Source organism: Nocardia halotolerans (assembly GCF_042650145.1).
GTDB classification, from domain to species: domain Bacteria; phylum Actinomycetota; class Actinomycetes; order Mycobacteriales; family Mycobacteriaceae; genus Nocardia; species Nocardia halotolerans.
In genome coordinates this window covers 117,275-140,603 of the sequence record NZ_JBHSDL010000038.1, presented here as the reverse complement: position 1 = coordinate 140,603, position 23,329 = coordinate 117,275, and the positions used below count along the sequence as shown (strand labels likewise).

The 23,329-nt window shown below is 67.0% G+C and carries 23 protein-coding genes; 1 reads left to right on the top strand and 22 read right to left on the bottom strand.

All coding sequences use genetic code 11. The features are described 5' to 3' along the window. Positions 1 to 467: 467 nt before the first annotated feature. The 14 genes from murA to ACFO5K_RS26645 form a co-directional block, all read right to left on the bottom strand. The gene (murA, locus tag ACFO5K_RS26710) at positions 468 to 1,748 is read right to left on the bottom strand and encodes a UDP-N-acetylglucosamine 1-carboxyvinyltransferase (protein ID WP_378568582.1); all 1,281 of its coding nucleotides are present in this window, start codon (positions 1,746 to 1,748) and stop codon (positions 468 to 470) included. Between the two features lie 80 nt (positions 1,749 to 1,828). Next, positions 1,829 to 2,443, bottom strand: a complete 615-nt coding sequence (locus ACFO5K_RS26705; RefSeq protein WP_378568579.1) for a cob(I)yrinic acid a,c-diamide adenosyltransferase — start codon at positions 2,441 to 2,443, stop codon at positions 1,829 to 1,831. 32 nt (positions 2,444 to 2,475) lie between these two features. Continuing rightward, positions 2,476 to 2,898, bottom strand: a complete 423-nt coding sequence (locus ACFO5K_RS26700) for a DUF2550 domain-containing protein (RefSeq protein WP_378568577.1) — start codon at positions 2,896 to 2,898, stop codon at positions 2,476 to 2,478. A 173-nt stretch (positions 2,899 to 3,071) separates the two neighbouring features. Continuing rightward, entirely contained in the window at positions 3,072 to 3,449 is a 378-nt protein-coding gene (locus tag ACFO5K_RS26695; RefSeq protein ID WP_378568575.1) for a F0F1 ATP synthase subunit epsilon, read from the bottom strand. Between the two features lie 6 nt (positions 3,450 to 3,455). Next, positions 3,456 to 4,904, bottom strand: a complete 1,449-nt coding sequence (atpD, locus tag ACFO5K_RS26690) for a F0F1 ATP synthase subunit beta (protein ID WP_378568573.1) — start codon at positions 4,902 to 4,904, stop codon at positions 3,456 to 3,458. A gap of 25 nt (positions 4,905 to 4,929) precedes the next feature. After that, complete coding sequence (locus ACFO5K_RS26685; protein ID WP_378568571.1) at positions 4,930 to 5,901, bottom strand: F0F1 ATP synthase subunit gamma; 972 nt, start codon at positions 5,899 to 5,901, stop codon at positions 4,930 to 4,932. 60 nt (positions 5,902 to 5,961) lie between these two features. Next, a complete protein-coding gene (gene atpA, locus ACFO5K_RS26680; RefSeq protein WP_378568569.1) occupies positions 5,962 to 7,605 on the bottom strand; it encodes a F0F1 ATP synthase subunit alpha in 1,644 nt (547 codons plus the stop codon). A gap of 68 nt (positions 7,606 to 7,673) precedes the next feature. Continuing rightward, on the bottom strand, positions 7,674 to 8,486 hold the full coding sequence (locus ACFO5K_RS26675; protein ID WP_378568567.1) for a F0F1 ATP synthase subunit delta: 813 nt from the start codon (positions 8,484 to 8,486) through the stop codon (positions 7,674 to 7,676). A 19-nt stretch (positions 8,487 to 8,505) separates the two neighbouring features. Then, positions 8,506 to 9,063 (bottom strand): F0F1 ATP synthase subunit B, encoded by a 558-nt coding sequence (locus ACFO5K_RS26670; protein ID WP_378568565.1) that lies wholly within the window; start codon positions 9,061 to 9,063, stop codon positions 8,506 to 8,508. Positions 9,064 to 9,068: 5 nt separating this feature from the next. Beyond that, positions 9,069 to 9,317: an ATP synthase F0 subunit C gene (locus ACFO5K_RS26665; protein ID WP_056817903.1), complete on the bottom strand. Its 249-nt coding sequence runs from the start codon at positions 9,315 to 9,317 to the stop codon at positions 9,069 to 9,071. Positions 9,318 to 9,390: 73 nt separating this feature from the next. Continuing rightward, on the bottom strand, positions 9,391 to 10,245 hold the full coding sequence (atpB, locus tag ACFO5K_RS26660) for a F0F1 ATP synthase subunit A (RefSeq protein WP_378568563.1): 855 nt from the start codon (positions 10,243 to 10,245) through the stop codon (positions 9,391 to 9,393). Positions 10,246 to 10,531: 286 nt separating this feature from the next. Next, positions 10,532 to 10,999 (bottom strand): hypothetical protein, encoded by a 468-nt coding sequence (locus ACFO5K_RS26655; RefSeq protein WP_378568598.1) that lies wholly within the window; start codon positions 10,997 to 10,999, stop codon positions 10,532 to 10,534. A 19-nt stretch (positions 11,000 to 11,018) separates the two neighbouring features. Continuing rightward, entirely contained in the window at positions 11,019 to 12,149 is a 1,131-nt protein-coding gene (locus ACFO5K_RS26650) for an MraY family glycosyltransferase (RefSeq protein WP_378568561.1), read from the bottom strand. Positions 12,150 to 12,162: 13 nt separating this feature from the next. Then, entirely contained in the window at positions 12,163 to 12,828 is a 666-nt protein-coding gene (locus ACFO5K_RS26645) for an L-threonylcarbamoyladenylate synthase (RefSeq protein ID WP_378568559.1), read from the bottom strand. A 129-nt stretch (positions 12,829 to 12,957) separates the two neighbouring features. Here ACFO5K_RS26645 and ACFO5K_RS26640 point away from each other — a divergent pair, with 129 nt between their 5' ends. Further along, positions 12,958 to 13,323, top strand: a complete 366-nt coding sequence (locus ACFO5K_RS26640) for a hypothetical protein (protein WP_378568557.1) — start codon at positions 12,958 to 12,960, stop codon at positions 13,321 to 13,323. 4 nt (positions 13,324 to 13,327) lie between these two features. Here ACFO5K_RS26640 and prmC read toward each other — a convergent pair whose 3' ends face one another. The 8 genes from prmC to lysA form a co-directional block, all read right to left on the bottom strand. After that, the gene (gene prmC, locus ACFO5K_RS26635) at positions 13,328 to 14,224 is read right to left on the bottom strand and encodes a peptide chain release factor N(5)-glutamine methyltransferase (RefSeq protein WP_378568555.1); all 897 of its coding nucleotides are present in this window, start codon (positions 14,222 to 14,224) and stop codon (positions 13,328 to 13,330) included. 58 nt (positions 14,225 to 14,282) lie between these two features. Beyond that, a complete protein-coding gene (gene prfA, locus ACFO5K_RS26630) occupies positions 14,283 to 15,362 on the bottom strand; it encodes a peptide chain release factor 1 (protein ID WP_378568553.1) in 1,080 nt (359 codons plus the stop codon). Between the two features lie 167 nt (positions 15,363 to 15,529). Next, on the bottom strand, positions 15,530 to 15,763 hold the full coding sequence (gene rpmE / locus ACFO5K_RS26625) for a 50S ribosomal protein L31 (protein ID WP_378568551.1): 234 nt from the start codon (positions 15,761 to 15,763) through the stop codon (positions 15,530 to 15,532). 221 nt (positions 15,764 to 15,984) lie between these two features. Next, positions 15,985 to 18,039, bottom strand: a complete 2,055-nt coding sequence (gene rho, locus ACFO5K_RS26620; protein WP_378568549.1) for a transcription termination factor Rho — start codon at positions 18,037 to 18,039, stop codon at positions 15,985 to 15,987. A 358-nt stretch (positions 18,040 to 18,397) separates the two neighbouring features. Continuing rightward, positions 18,398 to 19,324: a homoserine kinase gene (gene thrB, locus ACFO5K_RS26615; protein WP_378568596.1), complete on the bottom strand. Its 927-nt coding sequence runs from the start codon at positions 19,322 to 19,324 to the stop codon at positions 18,398 to 18,400. Between the two features lie 25 nt (positions 19,325 to 19,349). Then, positions 19,350 to 20,450, bottom strand: a complete 1,101-nt coding sequence (gene thrC, locus ACFO5K_RS26610; protein ID WP_378568547.1) for a threonine synthase — start codon at positions 20,448 to 20,450, stop codon at positions 19,350 to 19,352. 94 nt (positions 20,451 to 20,544) lie between these two features. After that, positions 20,545 to 21,888, bottom strand: coding sequence for a homoserine dehydrogenase (locus tag ACFO5K_RS26605; protein WP_378568545.1), 1,344 nt, complete (start codon positions 21,886 to 21,888; stop codon positions 20,545 to 20,547). Then, positions 21,885 to 23,306, bottom strand: a complete 1,422-nt coding sequence (lysA, locus tag ACFO5K_RS26600; RefSeq protein WP_378568543.1) for a diaminopimelate decarboxylase — start codon at positions 23,304 to 23,306, stop codon at positions 21,885 to 21,887. Before lysA ends, ACFO5K_RS26605 begins: the two co-directional genes overlap by 4 nt. Positions 23,307 to 23,329 lie beyond the last annotated feature (23 nt).

Genomic DNA, 23,329 nt, shown 5'->3' with positions numbered 1-23,329 from the left:
AAACTCTCCGTTGAAGACTCTTGAACCATGCCCCGAAAGACACGAATCAGAAATATCTAAACTAGAGTCCGAAAATCTAGCAAAGCCAAACACCAGCAAATCAAGATTCGCTGTTGTTTTTCAATGTCCAACCTCCCACGACCGGGGGGTACGCGAAGGTTGGAACCAATAATAATATTGGCACTGACATTCATCGACACACTATTGAGTTCTCAAAGAACACACGCACACACTCCTACCCGCAACTACTCGTCGGGGTTTCGGTGAAGCAAGAGTTCCAACATAGCCCAGACACACCGCCGGAAGCAAGTTCCGCACCGTGTAGCCCTGAACACATGATCAGTCAGGCGCTCAACGTCCTACCTCGTTGTCCCGGTCACTGTGTGTCCGGGTCGGCGTCCGTGTCGCTCTGACTCGAATAAAGTTACGTGCCGACCAACACGAAGTCAAATCGGCTGGTCAGAACGCTATTTCGGCGTCGTCACACGTTCGACCCGGCCACCGAGCGCCTGCATCTGCTCGACGAACCGGGGGTAGCCGCGGTCGATGTGGAACACGTCGTGCACCTCGGTGACACCGTCGGCGACCAGGCCCGCCAGGACCAGGCCGGCGCCGGCGCGGATGTCGGAAGACCAGACCGGGGCGCTGGACAGGCGCGGGATGCCGCGGACTACGGCGTGGTGGCCGTCGGTGCGGGCGTCGGCACCGAGCCGGATCATCTCCTCCACGAAGCGGAACCGGGCCTCGAAGACGTTCTCGGTGATCATCGACGTGCCGTCGGCGATGGCGGCCAGGCCGATCGCCATCGGCTGCAGGTCGGTGGGGAAACCCGGGAACGGCAGCGTTGCGAAGTTCACCGCGCGCGGACGCTCGGCCTGCACCACACGGAAACCATTGGGTTCATAGGAGATCCGAGCTCCGGCCGAACGCAGCTTGTCCAGTACCAGCGCCAGGTGCTTCGGGTTCACCCCGGTGACCCGGACATCGCCGGTGGTCATCGCGGCGGCGATTCCCCAGGTGGCGGCGACGATGCGGTCGCCGATCACCCGGTGCGTGGTCGGTGACAGGCTCTTCACGCCCTGCACTGTGAGCACCGAGGAACCGGCACCGTCGATCCGCGCACCCATCTGCACGAGCATGGTGCACAGGTCGACGATGTCGGGCTCGCGCGCCGCGTTGTCGATGACCGTCTCCCCCTCGGCCAGGACCGCGGCCATCAGGATGTTCTCGGTCGCGCCGACCGACGGGAAGTCGAGGCGGATCCGCGCACCCTGCAGCTCGTCGGCGCGGGCCACCACGCAGCCGTGTTCGATCTCGCTGGTGGCACCGAGCAGGCGCAGACCGGCCTGATGCATGTCCAGCGGACGCGAACCGATCGCGTCACCGCCGGGCAACGCCACCACCGCACGCTTACAGCGCGCCATCAGCGGACCGAGTACACACACCGACGCGCGGAACTGGGTCACCGCGGGGAAATCCGCGTGGTACTTGGGTTCGGCGGGGGTATCGATGGTCACCACCGAGTTGTCGCCGCCGACATCGTCGGAGATGGTCACATCGCAGCCGAGCCCGCGCAGCACATCGGCCATCAGCGGCACATCGAGGATGTCCGGGCAGTTGGTGATGGTGGTCGTACCCTCGGCCAGCAACGCGGCGGCCATCAGCTTCAGCACACTGTTCTTCGCGCCGCCTACCGCGACTTCGCCGACGAGCTGATTACCGCCGGAGACCAGAAACCGTTCGCTCACCACGCCAGCTTATCGACCGTGGCGCCACGACACGCCCCCCTGCCACCAAACAACCGGATCATCGGGTCGCTGAGCCGCTTTCAGCGCGTACGGCCGCCGCCGGGCTGCCACAGCACGTCACCGTCGGGGTTGGTCACCCGGCTCAGGATGAACAGCAGGTCCGAGAGGCGATTGAGGTACTTGGCGGGCAACACGCCGGTGTCGTCGGGGTGAGCGTCGACGGCGGCCCATGCCGAACGTTCGGCGCGGCGCGCCACGGTACGTGCGGTGTGCAACAGCGCCGCCAACGGCGTGCCGCCGGGCAGGATGAACGAATTCAACGGCGCCAGATCGGCATTGAACTCATCGCACCAGGCTTCGAGCCGGTCGATGTAGTCCTGGGTGATACGCAGGGGCGGATACTTCGGCTCGGCGACCACGGGAGTGGACAGGTCCGCGCCCGCGTCGAACAGATCGTTCTGGATCTGGCGCAGTACCGACAGGATCTCCGGGCTCGGTGCGCCGAGCGAGACCGCGACACCGATCGCGGCATTGGCCTCGTCGCAGTCGGCGTAGGCGACCAACCGGGCATCGGTTTTGGCCACGCGTGAGAAATCGCTGAGGCCGGTGGTGCCGTCGTCGCCGGTGCGGGTGTAGATCCGCGTCAGATGCACGCCGGAACGCGCCGACTCCGGCTCACCCGAAGAGTTACCCATGTGCTTGCCTCGCTCAGCTGTCGCTCTGCACGTCAGGTCGGGCCCTTGCGCTGGGCGCGGTCGGAAGGACGGGACTCGACCCAGGACAAAAAAGCCGCCATCGAGCCGCGGTCGAGGGCCAGCTCGAAGCCGGCCTGCGGATCGGTGACGGCCACCACGACGATGTCATCGCTCATGATGTCGAATTCATCGCCCTGTGGATGCCTGCGCTCGACGATCTCGAGGCCCTGCCGGTGCACGGTGCTGTCGGGGCCGAACTTCAGGCTGGTCAATTTGAAGAAGACGAGACGATCCTCGTCGTAGCGGATGAGGCCGTGGCGCCAACCCTGGCCGCCACGCGCGGGCAACACCCGCAGCAGCGCGGCCGTGCCGCCCCGGCGCAACATCATCAACCGGTAGGTGGAAGCACCGGCTACGAACACGAGCGTCAGCACCAGAATGATCAGGAGAACCATCCCGGTCTGCAATGCCGTACGCCCTTTCGCTCCGCGGTGTCCAAGACACCCCCGCACGTCATTCAATCACGTCCGGCGGCGGCGGCTTCGCCCGGATCGGTCATGACCCCGCAGACAGCACTGTCGGCGACGAACTCGAAGTTCGTCGCCGACAGTGCTGTGCTGTATTGCGATCAGGAAGTCGCGGTCGCCTCGACGGCGCGCACCTGACCCTGGGCCGCGCGCAGCTGCGCCTCGTCGGCACCGCCCTCGGCCAGCATCTTGCGTGCCGCCTCGACGTCGACCTCGGCCGCGAGATCCGCGGACTCGGCCAGCACCCGGACGGTATCGGCGGTCACCGAGAAGAAGCCGCCGTGCACCGCGGCCACGATCCGCTCGCCGTCGGTGGTCACGATGGTCACCGTGCCGCCCTCGACGAGCTGACCGAGCAGCGGCTCATGGCCTGCCATGATGCCGATCTGACCCTCGGTGGTCTGCGCACTGACGAACGAAGCCTGGCCGGACCAGAGCTTGCGTTCGACAGCTACGAGATCAACTGTCATCTCCGCCATAGTGGACTACTTCCCGAGGATCTTCTTCGCGGCTGCCTCGACGTCGTCGAGACCACCGCAGGAGTTGAACGCCTGCTCCGGGAAGTGGTCGAACTCGCCCTTGCAGACACGGTCGAAGTCGTCGATGGTCTGTTCCAGCGGAACGACCGAGCCGACCTGGCCGGTGAACTTCTCGGCGACGATGAAGTTCTGACCGAGGAACTTCTCCAGGCGACGGGCGCGACCGACGAGGACCTTGTCCTCTTCGGAGAGCTCGTCCATACCGAGGATCGCGATGATGTCCTGCAGTTCCTTGTACTTCTGCAGGATCCGCTTGACCTCGTTGGCGACCCGGAAGTGGCGATCGCCGACGATCGAGGCCTCGAGGATACGAGAGGTCGAGGTCAGCGGGTCGACGGCCGGGTAGATGCCCTTCTGCGAGATCGGGCGCGAAAGCTCGGTCGTCGCGTCCAGGTGGGCGAAGGTGGTCGCCGGCGCCGGGTCGGTGTAGTCGTCGGCGGGGACGTAGATCGCCTGCAGCGAGGTGATCGAGCGACCCTTGGTCGAGGTGATGCGCTCCTGGAGCTGACCCATCTCGTCCGCCAGCGTCGGCTGGTAACCCACGGCCGAAGGCATACGACCCAGCAGGGTCGAGACCTCGGAACCGGCCTGGGTGAAACGGAAGATGTTGTCGATGAAGAGCAGCACGTCCTGGTGCTGGACATCGCGGAAGTACTCCGCCATGGTCAGCGCCGACAGGGCCACGCGCATACGCGTGCCCGGCGGCTCGTCCATCTGGCCGAAGACGAGGGCGGTGTCCTGCAGGACGCCCATCTCTTCCATTTCCAGACGGAGGTCGGTGCCCTCACGGGTACGCTCACCGACGCCCGCGAACACCGAGGTGCCCGAGAACTCACGAGCGATACGGGTGATCATCTCCTGGATCAGCACGGTCTTGCCGACACCGGCACCACCGAACAGACCGATCTTGCCGCCCTTGACGTACGGGGTCAGCAGGTCGATGACCTTGATGCCGGTCTCGAGGATCTCGGTCTTACCCTCGAGCTGGTCGAAGCTCGGCGGCTGCCGGTGGATGCCCCACTGCTCACCCTCACGGCCGAGGCCGGGAGTGTCGAGGCAGTCACCGAGGGCGTTGAACACGTGGCCCTTGACGACGTCACCGACGGGCACCGAGATCGGCTTGCCGGTGTCGGTGACGGTCGCGCCACGGACCAGGCCGTCGGTCGGCTGCATCGAGATGGTGCGCACGATGTTGTCGCCGAGGTGCTGGGCGACCTCGAGGGTCAGCGTCTTGGCCACCGACGGCAGCTCGATGTGGGAGTGCAGAGCGTTGAACAGCTCGGGGAGGGCACCACGCGGGAACTCGACGTCCACGACGGGGCCGATGACACGGACGACGCGACCAGCGGTTTCGCCCGCCTTCTTCGCGTTGTCCTGAGTGACAGCTGCGGTCATTAGATTGGTTCTCTTCCTGCGCTTCTTAGTCGCGGTCCGAGCTCGACGCCAGCGCGTTGACGCCGCCGACGATTTCGCTGATTTCCTGCGTGATGTGAGCCTGACGCACCGAGTTCGCCTCGCGCTGGAGCACATTGGCCAGCTCGTTGGCGTTGTCGGTGGCCGCCTTCATTGCGGTGCGCCGAGCCGCGGACTCGGATGCCGCTGCCTCGAGCAACGATGCGTAGATACGCGTGTTGACGTACTTGGGCAACAGCGCCCCCAACAGCACGTCGGCGTCGGGCTCGAACTCGTACTGTGCCGTCACCGCCGCGTTCGGCGAGTCCGACATCATGTCGTCGCCGACCTCGTAGTTCTCGTCGACGAAGCTGACCTGGATCGGCGCCAGGCGGCGCACCTCCGGGGTCTGGGTCAGCATCGACACGAACTTGGTGTAGACGATGTGCAACTCGTCGACGCCTTCGATGTTCCCGCTGCCGTCGAGCGAGGCGACCTCGCCGTCGGAGCCGGCCATGAAGGCCTCCACCAGATGCCCGCACGCGGCGGTGGCATCGGTGTACTTGGGCTGCTGGGAGAAACCGGTCCACGACGCCTGGTAGGGACGGTCGCGGAACTTGTAGTACGTGAGGCCCTTGTTGCCCATCACGTACAGCACCGGCTCCTTGCCCTCGCCACGCAGGGTGGTCATGAGCTCCTCGGCGCGCTTGAGCACGTTCGAGTTGTAGCCACCACACATGCCGCTGTCACTGGTGATCACCAGGACCGCGGCCCGCCGAGCGTTGGGACGCTCGGTCAGCAGCGGGTGCGACAGGTTCTTCGAGGCGCTCGCCAGTTCACCGAGGACCTTGGTGATCTCCTCGGCATACGGCTTGGCCGCCGCCACCCTGGCCTGGGCCTTGGAGATTCGCGAGGTCGCGATCAGCTCCTGGGCCTTGGTGATCTTCTTGATCGAATTCACACCACGAATGCGGGAGCGCAATTCACGCAAACTTGCCATCAGCGGTTCACACTCCCCTCATTCGCCAGATTCGAAATTGCCGACATAGTCCCGCCCGGCTTACTTGTCGACGTGCTTGCGGGTGACCGACAGGGACTCGACCTCTTCGTGGTCCAGATCGCCGGGGGCGGCCTCGTTCACGATGCGGCTGCCGTCGGAAGCCAGGAAGCCCTGCTTGAACTTGTCGGTCTCGGCCTCGATGGCCGAAGCGGCCTCGGTGCCACCGAGCGGCTTGCTGCCACCCTCGAGCGCGTCGAAGGAGCTCTGCGTGGAGCTGTGCAGGTGCTCGAGCAGCTCGGCGGTGAAGCGACGCACGTCGCCGACCGGCACGGTGTCGTAGAAGCCGGCGTCGACCAGGTAGATCGAGACGACCTGGTCCTCGACCGAAACCGGGGAGTACTGATCCTGCTTGAGCAGCTCCACCCAGCGGGCGCCACGCTCGAGCTGGGCCAGCGAAGCGGCATCCAGGTCGGAGGCGAAGGCGGAGAACGCCTCCAGCTCGCGGTACTGGGCCATTTCCAGACGCAGCGAACCGGCGACCTTCTTCATGGCCTTGGTCTGGGCGGCGCCACCGACACGGGAGACCGAGGTACCGACGTTGATCGCCGGACGGACGCCCTTGTTGAACAGGTCGGACTCGAGGAAGACCTGGCCGTCGGTGATGGAGATGACGTTGGTCGGGATGAACGCCGACACGTCGTTGGCCTTGGTCTCGATGATCGGCAGACCGGTCATCGAACCGCCGCCCATTTCGTCGGACAGCTTCGCGCAACGCTCCAGCAGACGCGAGTGCAGGTAGAAGACGTCACCGGGGTACGCCTCACGGCCCGGCGGGCGACGCAGCAGCAGCGAGATGGCGCGGTAGGCCTCGGCCTGCTTGGTCAGGTCGTCGAACACGATGAGGACGTGCTTGCCCTGGTACATCCAGTGCTGGCCCAGCGCCGAACCGGTGTAGGGAGCCAGCCACTTGAAGCCGGCGGAGTCCGAGGCGGGCGCGGCGACGATGGTGGTGTACTCCAGCGCGCCGTGCTCCTCCAGCGCGGACTTGACGCCCGCGATGGTGGAACCCTTCTGGCCGATGGCCACGTAGATGCAGCGCACCTGCTTGTTCGGGTCGCCGGTCTCCCAGTTCGCCTTCTGGTTCAGGATCGCGTCGATCGCGACGGCGGTCTTACCCGTCTTGCGGTCGCCGATGATCAGCTGACGCTGGCCACGGCCGATAGCGGTCAGCGCGTCGATCGCGGTGATACCGGTGGCCAGGGGCTCCTCGACCGGCTGACGCTCCAGCACGGACGCGGCCTGCAGCTCCAGCACACGGCGCTCGTCGGACTCGATCTCGCCCAGGCCGTCGATCGGCGCGCCGAGCGGGTCGACGACGCGACCGAGGAAGTTGTCGCCCACGGGGACCGAGAGCACGTCGCCGGTGCGGCGAACCTGCTGGCCCTCTTCCAGCGAGGCGTACTCGCCGAGGATGACGGCACCGATCTCGGTGTCCTCGAGGTTCAGCGCGACGCCCAGGACGCCGCCCGGGAACTCGAGCAGCTCGTTGGCCATCGCCGAAGGCAGACCGCTGACGTGCGCGATGCCGTCGGCGGTGTCGGTCACGAGACCGACCTCTTCGATGGAGGTTTCCGGGGTGTAGCTCTGGGTGTAGCTCTCGATCGCGCTACGGATCTCGTCGGAGGAGATCGTCAGCTCCGCCATGTTGTTCCTGCTCTCGCTGTGGTCTCGAATGTCGGGGGTTGAAGATGAACTGCGAAGCGGTGTCCCGGTCAGGACATCGCCCGGCGCAGTTTCTCCAGGCGGCCGGTGGCGCTGCCGTCGATGACGTCGTCTCCGACGCGTACGACGACGCCGCTCAGCAGCGTCGGGTCGACCTGCACGTGCACGGTGACCGCTTTGCCGTAGATCCGCTGCAGGGAAGCGGCGAGCTTGCCCTTCTGCTGATCGGTCAGCGCGACCGCGGAGTGCGCGTGGGCGACGATCTGGTCACGACGGGCCGCCGCCAGATCGGACAGGGCGTCGAAGGCGACGCCGATGTTGTTGGTCCGCAGCCGGGTCACCGCCTGCTCGGCCAGCGCCAGTGTGGTCGGCTCGGCCTTGCCGGTGAGCAACCGCTCGATCAGCTCGCGCCGCGCCGAGGCGGGCTTGGTCTGATCGGTCAGTGCCTGCTCCAGCTGCGGGTTGTCGGCGATGATCCGGCCGAGCCGGAACAGCTCGTCTTCCACCGCGTCGAGGCGGCCACCGTCGGCGGCGGACTCCAGCAGAGCCTCCTGCCCGAGCAGCACCAGAGTTTCGACCAGGTCACGGGTGCGGGACCAGTTCTGCGCCACCGCGGTGGTCAGCACTGCCTGCGTGGCAGCGCTGACCTTGCCGCCGAAGATCCGCTCGCTGAGTTCAGCGCGCGCCGAACCCGGCACCGAGGCGTCCGCGAGCGCCACACGCAGCGAACGCTGGTCGTCCAGCACGGCGACAACGGCGAACAGTTCCGACCCCGTTGTGGCCGCAACAGTTTCGCTTCCGGTCAGTGCGACCCGAAGCGCCTCGCGAGACCGGGCACTGGCCTCGCGGCTCGCTGCGTACATGCTTCTCACTTTCGCGTCGCTACCTTCCGACCCCGATGGCGTCGGTGTCGTCGAGCTCCTTGAGGAACTTGTCGATCGACGCCGCCTGCTTGGCTTCGTCCGAAACCGACTGACCGATGATCTTCTCGGCCAGTTCGACGGCCGTACGGCCGACATCGGAACGCAGCTCCGTCAGGATCTGCTGGCGCTGGGCTTCCAGCTGGGAATGACCGGCGGCGACGATACGGTCGCTTTCGGCCTGGGCATCCGTGCGCATCTGCGCGAGGATCTGCTGACCCTGGGTGCGCGCATCCTCGCGGATTCGTGCGGCCTCGAGCCGGGCGTCGGCCAGCTGCTGCTGGTACTGCTGCAGCGTCTGCTGGGCTTCGGCCTGGGCTGCTTCGGCCCTGGCGATACCGCCTTCGATCTTGTCCGTGCGCTCTTCGAGGGTCTTGGTCACACGTGGGATCACGTACTTCCAGAACAGCAGACCGATGATGATGACACAGACGATGGACCAGACGATGTCGTACGTTGCGGGGACGAGAGGATTCACATCCTCTCCCCCTTCGGCAGCGAGCATCATGATTTCGCGCATCGGAATCAGAAGATGAAGCCGGCGACGAGGCCGATCAGTGCCAGGGCTTCGGTGAACGCGATACCGAGGAACATGGTGGTACGGATCTGGCCGGACAGCTCGGGCTGGCGCGCGATGCCTTCGATGGCCTTACCGACGACGATGCCGACGCCGATGCCGGGGCCGATCGCAGCGAGGCCGTAGCCGATGGCGCCGAAGCCCTTGAAGGTGCTCTCGGTGGTCGCGGCTTCCTGGGCCAGGTAAGCGAGGCTCATGAATCTTTCCCTTTCTGTTGCTCACCCGCCGGTCGGCGTGTGTAGCAGGTTTCCGGTCGTTTGTTCAGTCAGGTCAGTGGTCGGCAGCGTGCTGCGACTGGCCGATGTAGACAGCGGCCAGCAGCGCGAAAACGTAGGCCTGCAGGAAGATGACCAGCAGTTCGAACAGCGTGAAGCCGATCGCCGCGAGCAGCGAGAAGGGCGAGAAGACCTTCATCCACGCGGTGGCATCGAACAGGAAGAACCAGGTCGCGCTGAAGAACAGCACCAGCATGATGTGCCCGGCCAGCATGTTGGCCATGAGACGGACGGTCAGCGTGAACGGGCGCAGGATGAAGGTCGAGATGAACTCGATCGGGATCAGCAGCACGTGCAGCGCGATCGGCACGTCGGGAACGACGATGCTGTGCCGGATGTAGGAGAAGAACCCGTACTTCCGGATGCCGACGTAGTTGTAGACGATATAGACGATCGCGGCCAGCACCAGCGGCATGCCGATGCGCGCGTTCGACGAGATGTTCAACCCTGGAATCACACCGGAGAAGTTCAGAAAGAGAACCGTGAAGAAGATCGTCGCAAGCAGCGGGAGGAACTTCTTACCGGATTCCTTGCCGAGTACCTCGTCGGCGATCTGCTCCTTGACGAAAACCACACCGGCTTCCATCACATTCTGCAGGCCGCGCGGCACGATCTTCGGCGAGCGGAAAGCCAGCCAGAAGACGGCCACCAGTACGGCGGTCATCAACAGCCGGACCAGCATCAGGCGATCGAGTTCGAACGGCGTACCCTCGAACAGCACCGCTGGAGGGAAGAAGTCGGACAGCGATGGCGCGTGGAACTCGCCCGCCGCCAAAGTGATGACGCTCAGCGTTCTCTCCCGTGTTCGGGCCGCGGGTACGACTGTCATTCCCGCGGTTCGATCGGACATTGACGATCAATGGGGTCGACTCAGGTCGGCTCGAAATTCGACAGCCGCTCGAACGGAGGTGAACCCGTATCGGCTGCTGTTCGGCGTCGGCGACATCGTCGACATGCTTCAACCGGGCATATTCCACCCGGATCGGCAGTAAGCATAGCGGCCCCCGGTGGGATCTCGGTGATCCCCCCTGGTAACTCGAGGCAAAGCCCTGAGTTGTCGGACCGCGCCCCCAGCTTGGGTACTTGCTTACCAACACTTTACCAAGCTATCTACGACAGTGCGTAGCTGGGTGAGATTATTCCTGTTCGGAGGCCGTTTCGCCGTCTCCCGCGCGTGTCGTGACGTACGGAACCTTGTGGCTCACAACGCCGTACGTCTCGGCACCCAGCACGATCAGCAAGGCTCCCACCACGGTGAAGAACAGCGCGGGCCTGCTGTAGAAGTCGAACTGGTTGAGCACACCGACCACGACCAGCACGACCAGCAGCTTGCCGACCCAGCTGACCAGCATGACCATGCCCGCCGTACTCGGCGGCAGCTTGGCGCCCAACAGCACCGAAACGACCGTGGTGAGGATGAACCCACCACCGATCGCGGCGCCGAGCAGCGCACCCCACAGGCCGGGCAGCCCGGCGACGAGCGAGGCGATCGCCACCGCCACGACCACCAGTACGCCCAGACCGATCAGGCCGTAGCGCAGCGCGGCGCGCAACGGAGCGTCTGGGCCGGGCACGGTTTCGGGTGTAAAGCTCACGGCCCGCACTTTACCTTGCACGTCGAACTCAGCGTTGGGCCGTCTCTGTGCGCCGCATGGACGGGATCGCGGTTACTACCAGCGCGAACACCAATCCGCCCGCGACCAGCAACACCACCAGCCGCCGATCCATCAGCGAAGTGCCCACCGCGCCGAAGGCCAGCACACCGACCCACAAATAGATCAGCAGAACGACGCGGCGCTGGGAATGGCCGATCTGTAGCAACCGATGGTGCAGATGCATTTTGTCCGGTGTGGAAAAACTCACGCCGGCCCGTACGCGCCGCACGATCGCCAGCAACAGATCCAGCACCGGAATGAACATCACCGCGCCGACCAGCAGCAGCGGCGAGAGCAAACCCACAATGTCGCGCGGGCCATAACCCTGCAGCGGAATTCGGCCCGACGCACCGGTGGAAACCGCGGCCAGCATCAACCCGATCATCATCGAGCCGGTGTCGCCCATGAATATTCGGGCGGGCGAGAAATTGTGCGGAAGAAATCCGAGACACGCACCGGCCAGCGCGGCGGCCAGCAACGCGGGCGGATAGGTGTCGACCGAGCCGCCCTGGTCGTAGAGCAAACCGACGGTGAACACGAAAACGGCCACCGCGCAGATCAGACCGAGCCCGGCCGCCAGACCGTCCAATCCGTCGACGAAGTTCATCGCGTTCACCAGGGTGACGGTGATGCCCACCGTCACCAGACCGCCCTGCAGGGCGTCGAGTACCACGGTGGTGTCGTTGAACGGGTCGTAGATCACGTACCAGCTCAGGCCCATCACGGCCATGACACCGGCGGCGGTCACCTGCCCCGCGAATTTGGTGAGCGCGTCCAGTCCCCAGCGGTCGTCGACGATGCCGACGAGCACGATGATCGTGGCCGCCACCAGCACCGCCGGAATATCGGGCGCGTAATCGAAACCACGCCGCAGCGCCGGTAGCTGGTGGGCGAACAGCACCGCGGCCACGACGCCGACGTACATGCCGACGCCACCCATTCGCGGAATCGGCTTCACGTGCACATCACGTTCACGCGGCACCGCGACCGCGCCGAAACCGATGGCCAGTACCCGCACACCACCGGTGGCCAGGAATGTCACCGTGGCCGAGACGAGCAGCACGAGCAGCAGCTCGCGCAGGGGAACGACAGAGCTCATGGGCGCCGGGCGATCACCGTTGGGCGGCGCTGATCAGCGCGTCGGGCGCCATTCCGAGCACCTCCGCGATCTCGGCCACCGGCACCGCACCTTCCCGCAACACCCGCGGCTGATCCGCGGTGAGATCGACAATCGTGGAGGCCACGGCGTGCTCGGCCGGACCGCCGTCGAGGTACACGCTCGCCAGCGAACCCAGCTGCTCGCGCGCCTGCTCGACGGTGGCGGCGGGCGGCTGCCCCGACACATTGGCGCTCGACACCGCCAGCGGACCCACCTCACGCAACAACTCCAGCGCCACCGGATGCAACGGCATACGCAGCATCACCGTGCCGCGGGTGTCACCGAGGTCCCAGGCCAGCGAAGGCGCCGCTTGCACAACCAGACTCAGCGCACCGGGCCAGAAGGCGCGGATCAGTTCACGCGCCTGCGGGCGCACCGAGAACACCAGCCCGTCGATGGTGTGCCAGGAACCGACCAGCACCGGGACGGGCATGTCGCGACCGCGGCGCTTGGCGGCCAGCAGGTCGCCCACAGCGGCGGAATCGAAGGCGTCGGCGGCCAGACCGTAGAGGGTGTCGGTCGGCATGACGACCAAGCGCCCGGACTTCAGTGCGCTGGTCGCGGCGGTGATCCCCGCGGCCCGAGACGCCGGTTCGGCACAGTCGTAGACGGTACTCACCGGCCCATCCTGTCACGCTGCCCTCGGTTCGCTCACCGCTGGGCCCGCTGCACAGAAATTCGGGATGACGCAAACCTTGTCGGACTCCTTCGCTACTGTCACCGCAACAAAGGGAGAGGGAAACCACCGATGATGATCCGACGTATCTGTGCCACAACATTTTTGGCCGCCGCCGTGCTCGGCACCTGTGCCGCGACCGGGAACGCGGCGGGCCCACCGGAGCAGGACCGGTTCCTGGAGGAATCGCGTCAGTCCTCGCCGTCGCTGTATTGGTGGACCGACGAGCGCATGCTCGAAATCGGGTACCTGAGTTGCGACGCCTTCGACAACCGCGGCGCCACCGTCGAAACCCTGAAAGGCATCATCGCCATCGGCGCGGAGGAGAACGCCGAGGTCGAGCTACGCGTGCTCGCCGGTACGGCGAGCGAGCACCTCTGCGCGCAGTACGAAGTGCCGGTGGCCCACGCGCTCGCTCAGATCGACAACGGCGCCTGAGCGGTCAGCGTCCGGCCTTGGTCGCTACGACGAAGCGTGGTCTGCCCGCGAGGTCCTGGTGCTGCTCGATGTCGGTGAAGTCGCCTTGCCGCCGGAGCAGGGCGGCGACACCGGCACCGTTGGTGTCGTCGTGTTCGATGGCCGTGGCGCCGCCGGGGCGCAGTAATCGGGCGACGGTGGGGACCATCGCGCGGATGACGTCGAGGCCGTCGGCACCGCCGAACAGGGCGCGGTGGGGATCGTGGTCGGCGACCTCGGGGTCCAGGGTCGCGGCCGCGGGGATGTAGGGCGGGTTCGCCACCACCAGGTCGGCGCGCGCAGTCAGGTCCGAGACCACGAACGGGTCGGTGACATCACCGTGGTGCAGGGTGATGGGGGTGTCGCCGGCTGCGATGCGGGCGTCGGCGTTGCGGCGGGCCCAGCGCAGCGCGTCCCGGTCGAGTTCGACGGCGTGGACCAGGGCGTCGGGGCGGGCGTAGGCGATGGCCAGAGCCAGGGCACCCGATCCTGTGCACAGGTCGACCACGATCGGCGCGTGCGCGTGGCCGTGTGTCTCCAGGAAGCCCAGCGCCCAGGCGAACAGCAGTTCGGTCTCCGGGCGCGGCACGAACACCCCGGGGCCCACGGACAGGTCGATCTCGCCCATCGACGCGGTCCCGGTCAAGTGCTGCAACGGGACTCGCGCAGCACGCTGCTCGATCAACTGCTCGAACCGGGCCGCCACGTCGTCGTCGACCATCGGCACCAGAGCCAAGCGCATCCGCTCCACGCCGAGTACGTGGGCGGCGAGGTGCTCGGCATCGGTCATGGGTGAACCGACACCCGCCTCGGCCAGTCGCGTCGCGGCGGCGACGATCAGGGGACGCAACCGAATCCGCTCGGTCAGCGAATCATTCGACATGTCGCGCCCTCCGTGGTCACACTCGCTGCCTGCCGGGCGCACTGCCCACTCATGCCGGTTACTCGGCCGCCATCCGGGCCTCGCGGTCGGCTTTGCCGAGCGCGTCGAGCAAGGCGTCCATGTCACCGGCCAGCACGGCGTCGAGGTTGTGCGCCTTGAAGCCGATGCGGTGGTCGGCGATCCGGTTCTCCGGGAAGTTGTAGGTGCGGATGCGTTCGGAACGGTCGACGGTGCGGATCTGGCTGGCCCGGCCCGCCGCGGCCTCCTGGTCGGCCTGCTCCTCGGCCAGCGCCTGCAACCGCGCGGCGAGCACCTGCATGGCGCGCGCCTTGTTCTGCAGCTGGGACCGTTCGTTCTGACAGGTCACCACGATGCCCGAGGGCAGGTGGGTGAGCCGGACCGCGGAGTCGGTGGTGTTGACACCCTGGCCACCCTTGCCCGAGGACCGGTAGACGTCGATACGCAGGTCGGTCTCGTCGATCTGCACCTGCTCGACCTCGTCGGGCTCGGGGTAGATCAGCACGCCGGCCGCGGAAGTGTGGATGCGGCCCTGCGACTCGGTCACCGGCACGCGCTGCACCCGGTGCACCCCGCCCTCGAACTTGAACCGTGACCACACACCGTCGCGCGCGGCGTCACGGCTCTTGATCGACAGTGTTGCGTCCTTGTACCCGCCCAGGTCGGAATAGGTGACGTCGAGCGTCTCGACCTTCCAACCGTGCCGCTCGGCGTAACGGATGTACATGCGCGCCAGGTCGGCGGCGAACAGCGCCGACTCCTCGCCGCCCTCACCGGACTTCACCTCGAGCACCACGTCGTCGCCGTCGTGCGGGTCGCGCGGGGCCAGCAGGTCGGCCAGCGCCTGTTCGAGCTCGGCGAGCTGAGCCTGCAGACCGGGCACTTCCGCGGCGAAGGTGGCATCGTCGGCGGCCAGTTCCCGGGCGGCCTCGAGATCGTCGCGCACGGCCGCCAGCTTGCGGTAGGTGCTCATCACCGGCGCCAGCTCGGCGAACCGCTTACCCACCCGGCGAGCCGCGCCCGCGTCGTTGTGCAACGACGGATCGGCCAGCTGCGTCTCCAGCCCGTGATACTCGGCAAGGATGTCGTCGATGGCGGACGGGGCCGTCTGATCGGCCATGCGTTGAACTCCTACTTGAAGAGGACGGCTGGAGTCTTTCCAGGCCGAAGGCCGTTCTCGGCCGCCTCGATCTGGACTGAGCGGAGGGTGCGACGAAGAAGTGAGAACCCGCGCCGCCAATGACAACGCCCGGCCTGCTGAGCAGGACCGGGCGTCGGGAGAGGCAACTAGCTGTCGGCGTCGGCCTTCTTGCCTGCACGCCTGCCGTAGCGAGCCTCGAAGCGAGCCACGCGGCCGCCGGTGTCGAGGATCTTCTGCTTGCCCGTGTAGAACGGGTGGCACTGCGAGCAGACCTCGACGCTGATCTGGCCGGACTCCTTGGTGGAGCGAGTCTGGAAGGTGTTGCCGCAACCACACACAACGGTGGTGTCGACATACGTGGGGTGGATTCCTGCCTTCATGGGCGTCCTCTCGATAATGGTCGCCGGGTCGTAGCTCCATGGAGTGGAGTACGTGAACCGGAACCGACTAGGCGGAATGTCGGCGAACTCGCAGACACACAGCGGTCCAGTATGCCAGATCCGACCGCACACTCAGAGAACACCCCCTACCCCCGCATTGTTCCCCGCAAACAGAAAGGGCCCCGCCGAAGCGGAGCCCTTCTGCTGTCGAAATCGGCCGATCAGTCCTCGATCGCGCCCGGCGCGGTCTTGGAGACCGTCATCAGGAACTCGAGGTTGTTCTTCGACTTCCTCAAACGATCCATCAGCAGGTCGATCGCCTGGTGCGAATCCAGCCCGGAGAGCACGCGGCGCAGCTTGTGCACCACCGCCATCTCGTCGGGCGAGAGCAGCAGCTCGTCGTGACGGGTGCTGGACGGATTGATGTCCACCGCGGGGAACACCCGGCGCTCGGCGATCTTACGGTCGAGCTTGAGCTCGGCGTTGCCGGTGCCCTTGAACTCTTCGAAGATCACCGTGTCGCCGGTGGAGCCGGTCTCCACCATCGCCGTGGCGATGATGGTGAGCGAGCCACCGTTCTCGATGTTGCGGGCCGCGCCGAGGAACCGCTTGGGCGGGTACAGCGCGGTCGAATCGACACCACCGGAGAGGATGCGACCCGAGGCGGGCGAGGAGTTGTTGTAGGCACGACCCAATCGGGTGATCGAGTCGAGCAGCACCACAACGTCTTTGCCCATTTCCACCAGGCGCTTGGCGCGCTCGATGGCGAGCTCGGCGACCGAGGTGTGGTCGCCCGGCGGCCGGTCGAAGGTGGAGGCGATGACCTCACCCTTCACCGAACGCTGCATGTCGGTGACCTCTTCGGGACGTTCGTCGACCAGCACGACCATGAGGTAGCACTCGGGGTTGTTGATCGCGATCGCGTTGGCGATGTCCTGCATGATCGTGGTCTTACCCGCCTTGGGCGGAGACACGATCAGCGCACGCTGGCCCTTACCGATCGGCATGATCAGGTCGATCACACGCGTGGTCAGCTTGTTCTGCGTCGTTTCCAGACGCAGGCGCTGGTTCGGGTACAGCGGGGTGAGCTTCTGGAAGTCGGGGCGGCGCTTGGCCGCGTCCACCTCACCACCGTTGACGGTGTCCAGGCGCACCAGCGGGTCGAACTTCTGGCGCTGGTTGTTCTGCTCGCCGTCACGTGGGGCACGCACCGCGCCGGTGATCGCGTCACCGCGGCGCAGGCCGTTCTTGCGCACCAGGTTCATCGACACGTACACGTCGTTGGGTCCGGCCAGGTAGCCGGAGGTCCGCACGAACGCGTAGTTGTCGAGCACGTCGAGAATGCCGGCGACCGGCTGCAGGACGTCGTCGTCGCGGATCTCGAAGTCGCGGGCCTCGCCGCCACCGCCACCACCGGTGCCACCGTCGCGGTCACGACCACGACGACGCTCACGGAACCGACGCCCCCGGCGGCCGCGGCCACCTTCTTCGTCGTCACCGCCGCGGTCACGGTCGTCACGCGGACCGCGATTGCCACCGGCGTTGCCGCCCTGGTTGCGGTCGTTGCGGTCGTTGCGGTCGTTCTGGTTGCGATCGCCACCACCGGAACGGTCGTTGCGCTCACCGCCGGAACGATCGTTGCGATCGCCACGGTCACCGCTGTTGCGGTCGCGCCTGCGTTCACCCTGGTCACCCGAGTCGGCCTTGTCGGCCTGCTTGGGCTCCTCGGCACGGTTCTCGGCGGGGGCGTTGTCGCCACCACCGGAACGGGCCTGGTCACGACCACGACGCTGCCTGCCACGGCCACGCTGACCGCCTTCGCGACCCGACTCCTCGCCGGCTTCGGCGGGAGCATCGGCCTTGGCCTGCTCCGGCTTTGCCTGCTCCGGCTTGGTCGACTCGGTCTTGGCCTGCTCAGCCGGAGCCGCGACGGGCTCGGACTCGGCGGCGGCCGGCTTCTCAGCGGGCGCGGCCTGCTTGTCGGCCTTGGCGGGCTTGTCCGTCTTGGCGGGCGCGTCGTTCTTGGCGCGTGCTTCGGACTTGGCGGGCGCTTCCGTCTTGGTTGACGCCTGCGCGTCGGCCGTCACGGCGGCGGCCTCGGCGGGCTTGTCACCCTTGGCAGGCGCACCGGCCTGATTTTCCTTGATTGCGGCGATGAGATCACCCTTGCGCATTCCGGAGGTGCCTCGGATACCGAGTTCCCCCGCGAGTGCACGCAACTGCGGCAACAGCATTCCAGTCAGCCCCGATCGTGCGACGTCTGTGTGTTCGCTCATTTTCGAAATCTGTCCGGATTCACTTTCGCGGCCGCCCGAGTTCGTAGGGTTGGAATCCACCCCGGGTGTCGCGAGCAGGTCCGTTTCTGTCACGGAAGTCCTTTCCTTCCCTCGAATGCCGTGTGCTGAGTCGAGGGTTCGTTCCGTAGACCCGGCAACACATGCCGAGCTCGGATTACGCGTCTATCACCGACGCCTGCGCCGTACTACCCGCCCCGCCGGACCGGAGGCTTCGCCACCAGAAGAAAGTGGTAAGGGGAGCGATTGCCCTGATGAAGCACCGGCGTCTGATGCGCACGATGTACGGACATGCACAGAATAGCTGCCCATTGCGAACAACGGCAAGGCAGGCACGCCGTCAGTCGATCGACACCCCGTCGGCGATGCCGGGCTCGATCACGCGCAGACCATCTTCTTCGGCCTGTTTACGCAGGTCAGCGGGGAATTCCTCGGTTGCCAGCGCGAGAATCGTCGGGCCGGCACCCGAGACCGTCGCCGCGATTCCGGCTGCGCGCAGGCGCTCGATCCAGGCCGTGGTGAGCGGTAGCGCGGGTGCACGCTGGGCCTGATGCAACCGGTCGGCGGTGGCCGGCATCAGCAGATCGGGGCGCTCGGTCAGCGCCACGACCGCCAGTGCCGCCCGGCTCACGTTGAACGCCGCGTCACCGTGGGGCACCTGCTCGGGCAACAACCCGCGAGTGTGCGCGGTGGAGGACCGCACCTGCGGAATGAGCACCACCGGCCGCAGCGCGGCCGCGGGCGCACACCGCACGGCCCGGTAGGAACGGGTCTGGTCCTCGGCGATCTCGGTCCACGACACCACGATTCCACCGAGCACGCTGGCGGCGGCGTTGTCGGGATGACCTTCGAACTCCGAGGCCAGCTGCACCAGACGATCGTCGTCCAGGCGTAGCTCCGGGTCGAACTTCCCGGCCAGGCCCGCACCGGCGGCCAGGCCACCGACCACGGCCGAAGCGCTGGAGCCGAGCCCGCGCGAATGCGGAATCACGTTGCGGCACACCACATCGAGGCCGTCGGCCCAGACGCCGAGCGATTCCAGCCCACGCTCGACCGCACGCACCACCAGATGCGTGGGGCCCCAAGGGACGTCGTCGGAGCCCTCACCCTCGACCCGGATCCGCAGACCCGAATCGGTGGTGCGCACGACGATTTCGTCATAAAGGCCCAAAGCCATTCCGAGGCAATCGAATCCGGGCCCGAGATTGGCGGTGGAAGCCGGGACACGCACGGTCACTTCGAGACCGGCGGGCAGCGTCGCTGTCATCAGCGTGGGCTCGTGCGCGGTCAACTCAGGCCAGCTCGAGTTCGCGGGCGATCGCCACCGGGTCGATGCCGATCGGCTTCACCTCGGGCATCCCGGCCAGTGCGTTGTCGGGGTCCTTGAGGCCGTTGCCGGTGACGGTGCACACCACGGTCAGGCCCGAATCCAGCCAGCCTTCCTTGCGCGCGGCCAGCAGCCCGGCCACGCTCGCGGCCGAAGCGGGCTCGACGAACACGCCCTCGGTGGCGGCGACGAGACGGTAGGCGGCCAGGATCTCGTCGTCGGTGGCCGCGCGGAAGGCGCCACCGGACTGCTCCTTGGCCTCCACGGCGCCGTTCCACGACGCCGGGGCGCCGATCCGGATGGCGGTGGCGATGGTCTCGGGGTCCTTCACCGGCGCGCCGTTGACCAGCGGAGCGGCGCCCGCGGCCTGCACACCGAGCATGCGCGGCAGCACCGAGGTGATGCCGTCGGCGTGGTACTCACGGTATCCGCGCCAGTAGGCGGTGATGTTGCCCGCGTTGCCCACCGGCAGCACGTGCACATCGGGCGCCTTGCCCAGTACGTCGCAGATCTCGAACGAGGCGGTCTTCTGCCCCTCGATCCGGGCTGGGTTCACCGAGTTCACCAGGCCGACCTGCGGGAACTCCGCGGTCACCTTGCGAGCCAGCTCGAGGCAGTCGTCGAAGTTGCCCTCGACCTGGATGATCTTGGCGCCGAGCATCACGGCCTGGGCCAGCTTGCCCATCGCGATCTTGCCCTGCGGGATCAGCACCGCGCATTCCATGCCGGCGCGGGTGGCGTACGCCGCGGCCGAGGCCGAGGTGTTGCCGGTCGACGCGCACAACACGGCCTGCTGGCCGCGATACTTGGCGTCGGTCATCGCCATGGTCATGCCGCGGTCCTTGAACGAACCGGTCGGGTTGGCGCCCTCGACCTTGAGGTACACCTCACACCCGGTGAGCTCGGACAGGTGCGTGGCGGGGACCAGCGGGGTACCGCCCTCGAACAGGGTCACCGGCTCCCAGTCGGCCGCACCGGCGAGCCGATCACGGTAAGCCGCGATCAGACCGGGCCAGCGGGAGTGCACCCCGAGCTGCGGGGCGATGCCAGTTGACGGTGAGCTCATGCCTGCGTTCCTTCGGTCTGGAAGCGACCGTGTGCGCACAGGCCGCCGGAATACCTATCGATTCGGATGTCGGCGACGCCGCGCACTTTCCGACTCATTGTTCTTCGGTGCCTTCCAGCCTGAGAACACTGGTCACCGCGGTGACGGAGTCCATCTCCGCCAACGCCGCGACAGTATCGGCCAGCGACGACTCCACCGCATGGTGGGTGACGACCACGAGCCGGGCACCGTCGCCGTGGCCTTCCTGCCGCACCGTGGAGATGCTCACCCCGTGCTGGGCGAAGGTGTCGGCGACCGCGGCGAGCACGCCGGGACGATCCTCCACCTGCAGGTTCACGTGGTAGCGGGTGGGGGTGTCACCGATCGGCGCGATCGGCAGTTCAGCATAGACCGATTCGCCGGGAGCGCGGCCGCCGTAGAACTTGTTGCGCGCGGCCATCACCAGATCGCCCAGCACCGCCGAGGCGGTCGGCGCACCGCCGGCACCCTGCCCGTAGAACATCAGGCGACCGGCGTTGTCGGCCTCGACGACCACCGCGTTGAAGGCACCGTTGACCGAGGCCAGCGGGTGCTTGCGCGGGATGAGCGCCGGGTACACGCGCACCGAGACGCGGTCCTTGCCGCCCTCGGACGAGGTGGGCTCACCCGGACCGGCCGACACCCGCTCGCAGATGGCGAGCAGCTTGATCGTGCAGCCCACCGCCGACGCGGTCTCGAGGTCCTCGGCGGTGATCCGGGAAATGCCCTCACGGTGCACGTCGGCCGCGGTCACCCGGGTGTGGAAGGCCAGCGAAGCCAGGATGGCGGCCTTGGCGGCGGCGTCGTAGCCCTCGACGTCGGCAGTGGGGTCGGCCTCGGCGTAGCCCAGGTCGGTGGCCTCGGCGAGCACGTCGTCGTAGGCGGCGCCGGTCTCGTCCATCGCGGAGAGGATGAAGTTCGTGGTGCCGTTGACGATGCCGACGACCTTGTTCACCCGGTCGCCCGAGAGCGACTGGATCAGCGGGCGCACCACCGGGATCGCCCCGGCCACGGCGGCCTCGAAGTACAGGTCGGCGCGGCTGCCCTCGGCGGCGGCGGCCAGCTCACCGGTGTAGTCGGCCAGCAGCGCCTTGTTCGCGGTGACCACGGACTTGCCCGCCCGCAGCGCCGCGCCGATGAGCTTGCGGGCCGGGTCGATCCCACCCATGACCTCGACCACCAGGTCGACGTCGTCGCGAGCCAGCAGCGCCTCGACGTCGGTGGTGAGCAATTCGGCGGGCAGCCCACGGTCCTTGTTCAGATCGCGGACCGCGACCCCGCGCAGGACCAGCGGCGCACCGATGCGCGAGCGCAGGTCATCGGCGTGGTCACGCAGCACCCGGACCACCTCGGTACCCACCGTGCCCATGCCGAGTACGGCCACACCCAGCGGGCGCCCCGCTTCCTTGGTGCCGATCATCCTTCTACCTCCAGGCTGAGCAGGTCCGCCACCGTTTCCCGGCGCAGAATCAGTCGGGCCACACCGTCACGCACCGCGACCACGGCGGGCCGGGTGAGCAGGTTGTAGCGGCTCGACATCGAATAGCAATACGCCCCGGTCGCCGCGACGGCAACCAGATCGCCGGGGGCGGCGTCGGCGGGCATCCAGGTGTCGCGGATGACGATGTCGCCGCTCTCGCAGTGCTTGCCCACCACGCGCGCGACGACCGCGGGCGCCGCGGAGGACCGCGAGACCAGGCGGCAGTCGTAATCGGCCTGGTAGAGGGCGGGGCGGATGTTGTCGCTCATCCCGCCGTCGACACTCACGTAGCGACGCCGCGCGCCGCCGTCGAGCTCGACGTCCTTGATGGTGCCCACCTCGTAGAGCGTCACCGTGCCCGGACCGGCGATGGCGCGACCCGGTTCCACGGAGATGATCGGCACGGGCAGCCCGGCGCGGGCGGCCTCGGCGGCGACCAGGCTGCGCAGGTTGGCGGCGAACTCGTCGAGCGGGGGCGGGTTGTCGCTGGGCAGGTAGGAGATGCCGAGGCCACCGCCCAGATCCAGGGTGGAGATCTGTGCGGTGCGTTCGATCCCGAACTTGTCGATGGCCGCGCGCAGCAGGCCGAGCATGCGGCGCGCGGCGATCTCGAAACCGTCGAGCTCGAAGATCTGGGAACCGATGTGGCTGTGCAGCCCGACCAGCCGCAGGTTGTCGGCGTCGAAAACGCGGGCCAGCGCCTCCATGGCGTCGCCACCGGCGATGGAGAAACCGAACTTCTGGTCCTCGTGGGCGGTGGAGATGTACTCGTGGGTGTGCGCCTCGACACCTACGGTGACCCGGACCAGCACGTCCTGGCGCACCCCGGCGGCACCGGCGACGGCTTCGAGCCGCTCGATCTCGTAGAGCGAGTCCACCACCACGTGCCCGACACCGGCCGCGACGGCAGCCTCGAGCTCGGGCACGGACTTGTTGTTGCCGTGCAGCGCGATCCGCTCGGCCGGGAAACCGGCGTGCAGCGCGACGGCCAGTTCGCCACCGGAGCACACGTCGAGTGAGAGGCCCTCGTCACGGATCCAGCGCGCGATCTCGCCGCACAGGAACGCCTTGGACGCGTAGTGCACGCGGGCATCGGGCCCGAACGCGCGCACCATGTCGCGGCAGCGCGAGCGGAAGTCGTCCTCGTCGATCACGAACAGCGGGGTGCCGTACTGCTCGGCCAGCTCGGTGACCGGCACACCCGCCAGCCGGACCACACCGTCGGCATCGCGGGTGGCATTACGCGGCCAGACGTTGGCGGGAAGCTCGATCATCTCGCCGGGGTCGGTCGGGCGCTCGGGCAGACTCGGCGCGTGCGGGATCTCTGCGTGCCGGGGACCGGCCGGGTGTGCACTCATCGTGCGTCCTTCCTGAAAAAGTC

What these genes read in the sequence shown, in the direction of transcription:
- ACFO5K_RS26705 (WP_378568579.1), bottom strand. Translation starts at nt 2,443, where the DNA reads ATGGGTAACTCTTCGGGTGAGCCGGAGTCGGCGCGTTCCGGCGTGCAT.
- ACFO5K_RS26700 (WP_378568577.1), bottom strand. Translation starts at nt 2,898, where the DNA reads ATGGTTCTCCTGATCATTCTGGTGCTGACGCTCGTGTTCGTAGCCGGT.
- ACFO5K_RS26695 (WP_378568575.1), bottom strand. Translation starts at nt 3,449, where the DNA reads ATGGCGGAGATGACAGTTGATCTCGTAGCTGTCGAACGCAAGCTCTGG.
- atpD (WP_378568573.1), bottom strand. Translation starts at nt 4,904, where the DNA reads ATGACCGCAGCTGTCACTCAGGACAACGCGAAGAAGGCGGGCGAAACC.
- ACFO5K_RS26685 (WP_378568571.1), bottom strand. Translation starts at nt 5,901, where the DNA reads ATGGCAAGTTTGCGTGAATTGCGCTCCCGCATTCGTGGTGTGAATTCG.
- atpA (WP_378568569.1), bottom strand. Translation starts at nt 7,605, where the DNA reads ATGGCGGAGCTGACGATCTCCTCCGACGAGATCCGTAGCGCGATCGAG.
- ACFO5K_RS26675 (WP_378568567.1), bottom strand. Translation starts at nt 8,486, where the DNA reads ATGTACGCAGCGAGCCGCGAGGCCAGTGCCCGGTCTCGCGAGGCGCTT.
- ACFO5K_RS26670 (WP_378568565.1), bottom strand. Translation starts at nt 9,063, where the DNA reads ATGCGCGAAATCATGATGCTCGCTGCCGAAGGGGGAGAGGATGTGAAT.
- ACFO5K_RS26665 (WP_056817903.1), bottom strand. Translation starts at nt 9,317, where the DNA reads ATGAGCCTCGCTTACCTGGCCCAGGAAGCCGCGACCACCGAGAGCACC.
- atpB (WP_378568563.1), bottom strand. Translation starts at nt 10,245, where the DNA reads ATGTCCGATCGAACCGCGGGAATGACAGTCGTACCCGCGGCCCGAACA.
- ACFO5K_RS26650 (WP_378568561.1), bottom strand. Translation starts at nt 12,149, where the DNA reads ATGAGCTCTGTCGTTCCCCTGCGCGAGCTGCTGCTCGTGCTGCTCGTC.
- ACFO5K_RS26640 (WP_378568557.1), top strand. Translation starts at nt 12,958, where the DNA reads ATGATGATCCGACGTATCTGTGCCACAACATTTTTGGCCGCCGCCGTG.
- prmC (WP_378568555.1), bottom strand. Translation starts at nt 14,224, where the DNA reads ATGTCGAATGATTCGCTGACCGAGCGGATTCGGTTGCGTCCCCTGATC.
- prfA (WP_378568553.1), bottom strand. Translation starts at nt 15,362, where the DNA reads ATGGCCGATCAGACGGCCCCGTCCGCCATCGACGACATCCTTGCCGAG.
- rpmE (WP_378568551.1), bottom strand. Translation starts at nt 15,763, where the DNA reads ATGAAGGCAGGAATCCACCCCACGTATGTCGACACCACCGTTGTGTGT.
- rho (WP_378568549.1), bottom strand. Translation starts at nt 18,039, where the DNA reads ATGAGCGAACACACAGACGTCGCACGATCGGGGCTGACTGGAATGCTG.
- thrB (WP_378568596.1), bottom strand. Translation starts at nt 19,324, where the DNA reads ATGACAGCGACGCTGCCCGCCGGTCTCGAAGTGACCGTGCGTGTCCCG.
- thrC (WP_378568547.1), bottom strand. Translation starts at nt 20,450, where the DNA reads ATGAGCTCACCGTCAACTGGCATCGCCCCGCAGCTCGGGGTGCACTCC.
- ACFO5K_RS26605 (WP_378568545.1), bottom strand. Translation starts at nt 21,888, where the DNA reads ATGATCGGCACCAAGGAAGCGGGGCGCCCGCTGGGTGTGGCCGTACTC.
- lysA (WP_378568543.1), bottom strand. Translation starts at nt 23,306, where the DNA reads ATGAGTGCACACCCGGCCGGTCCCCGGCACGCAGAGATCCCGCACGCG.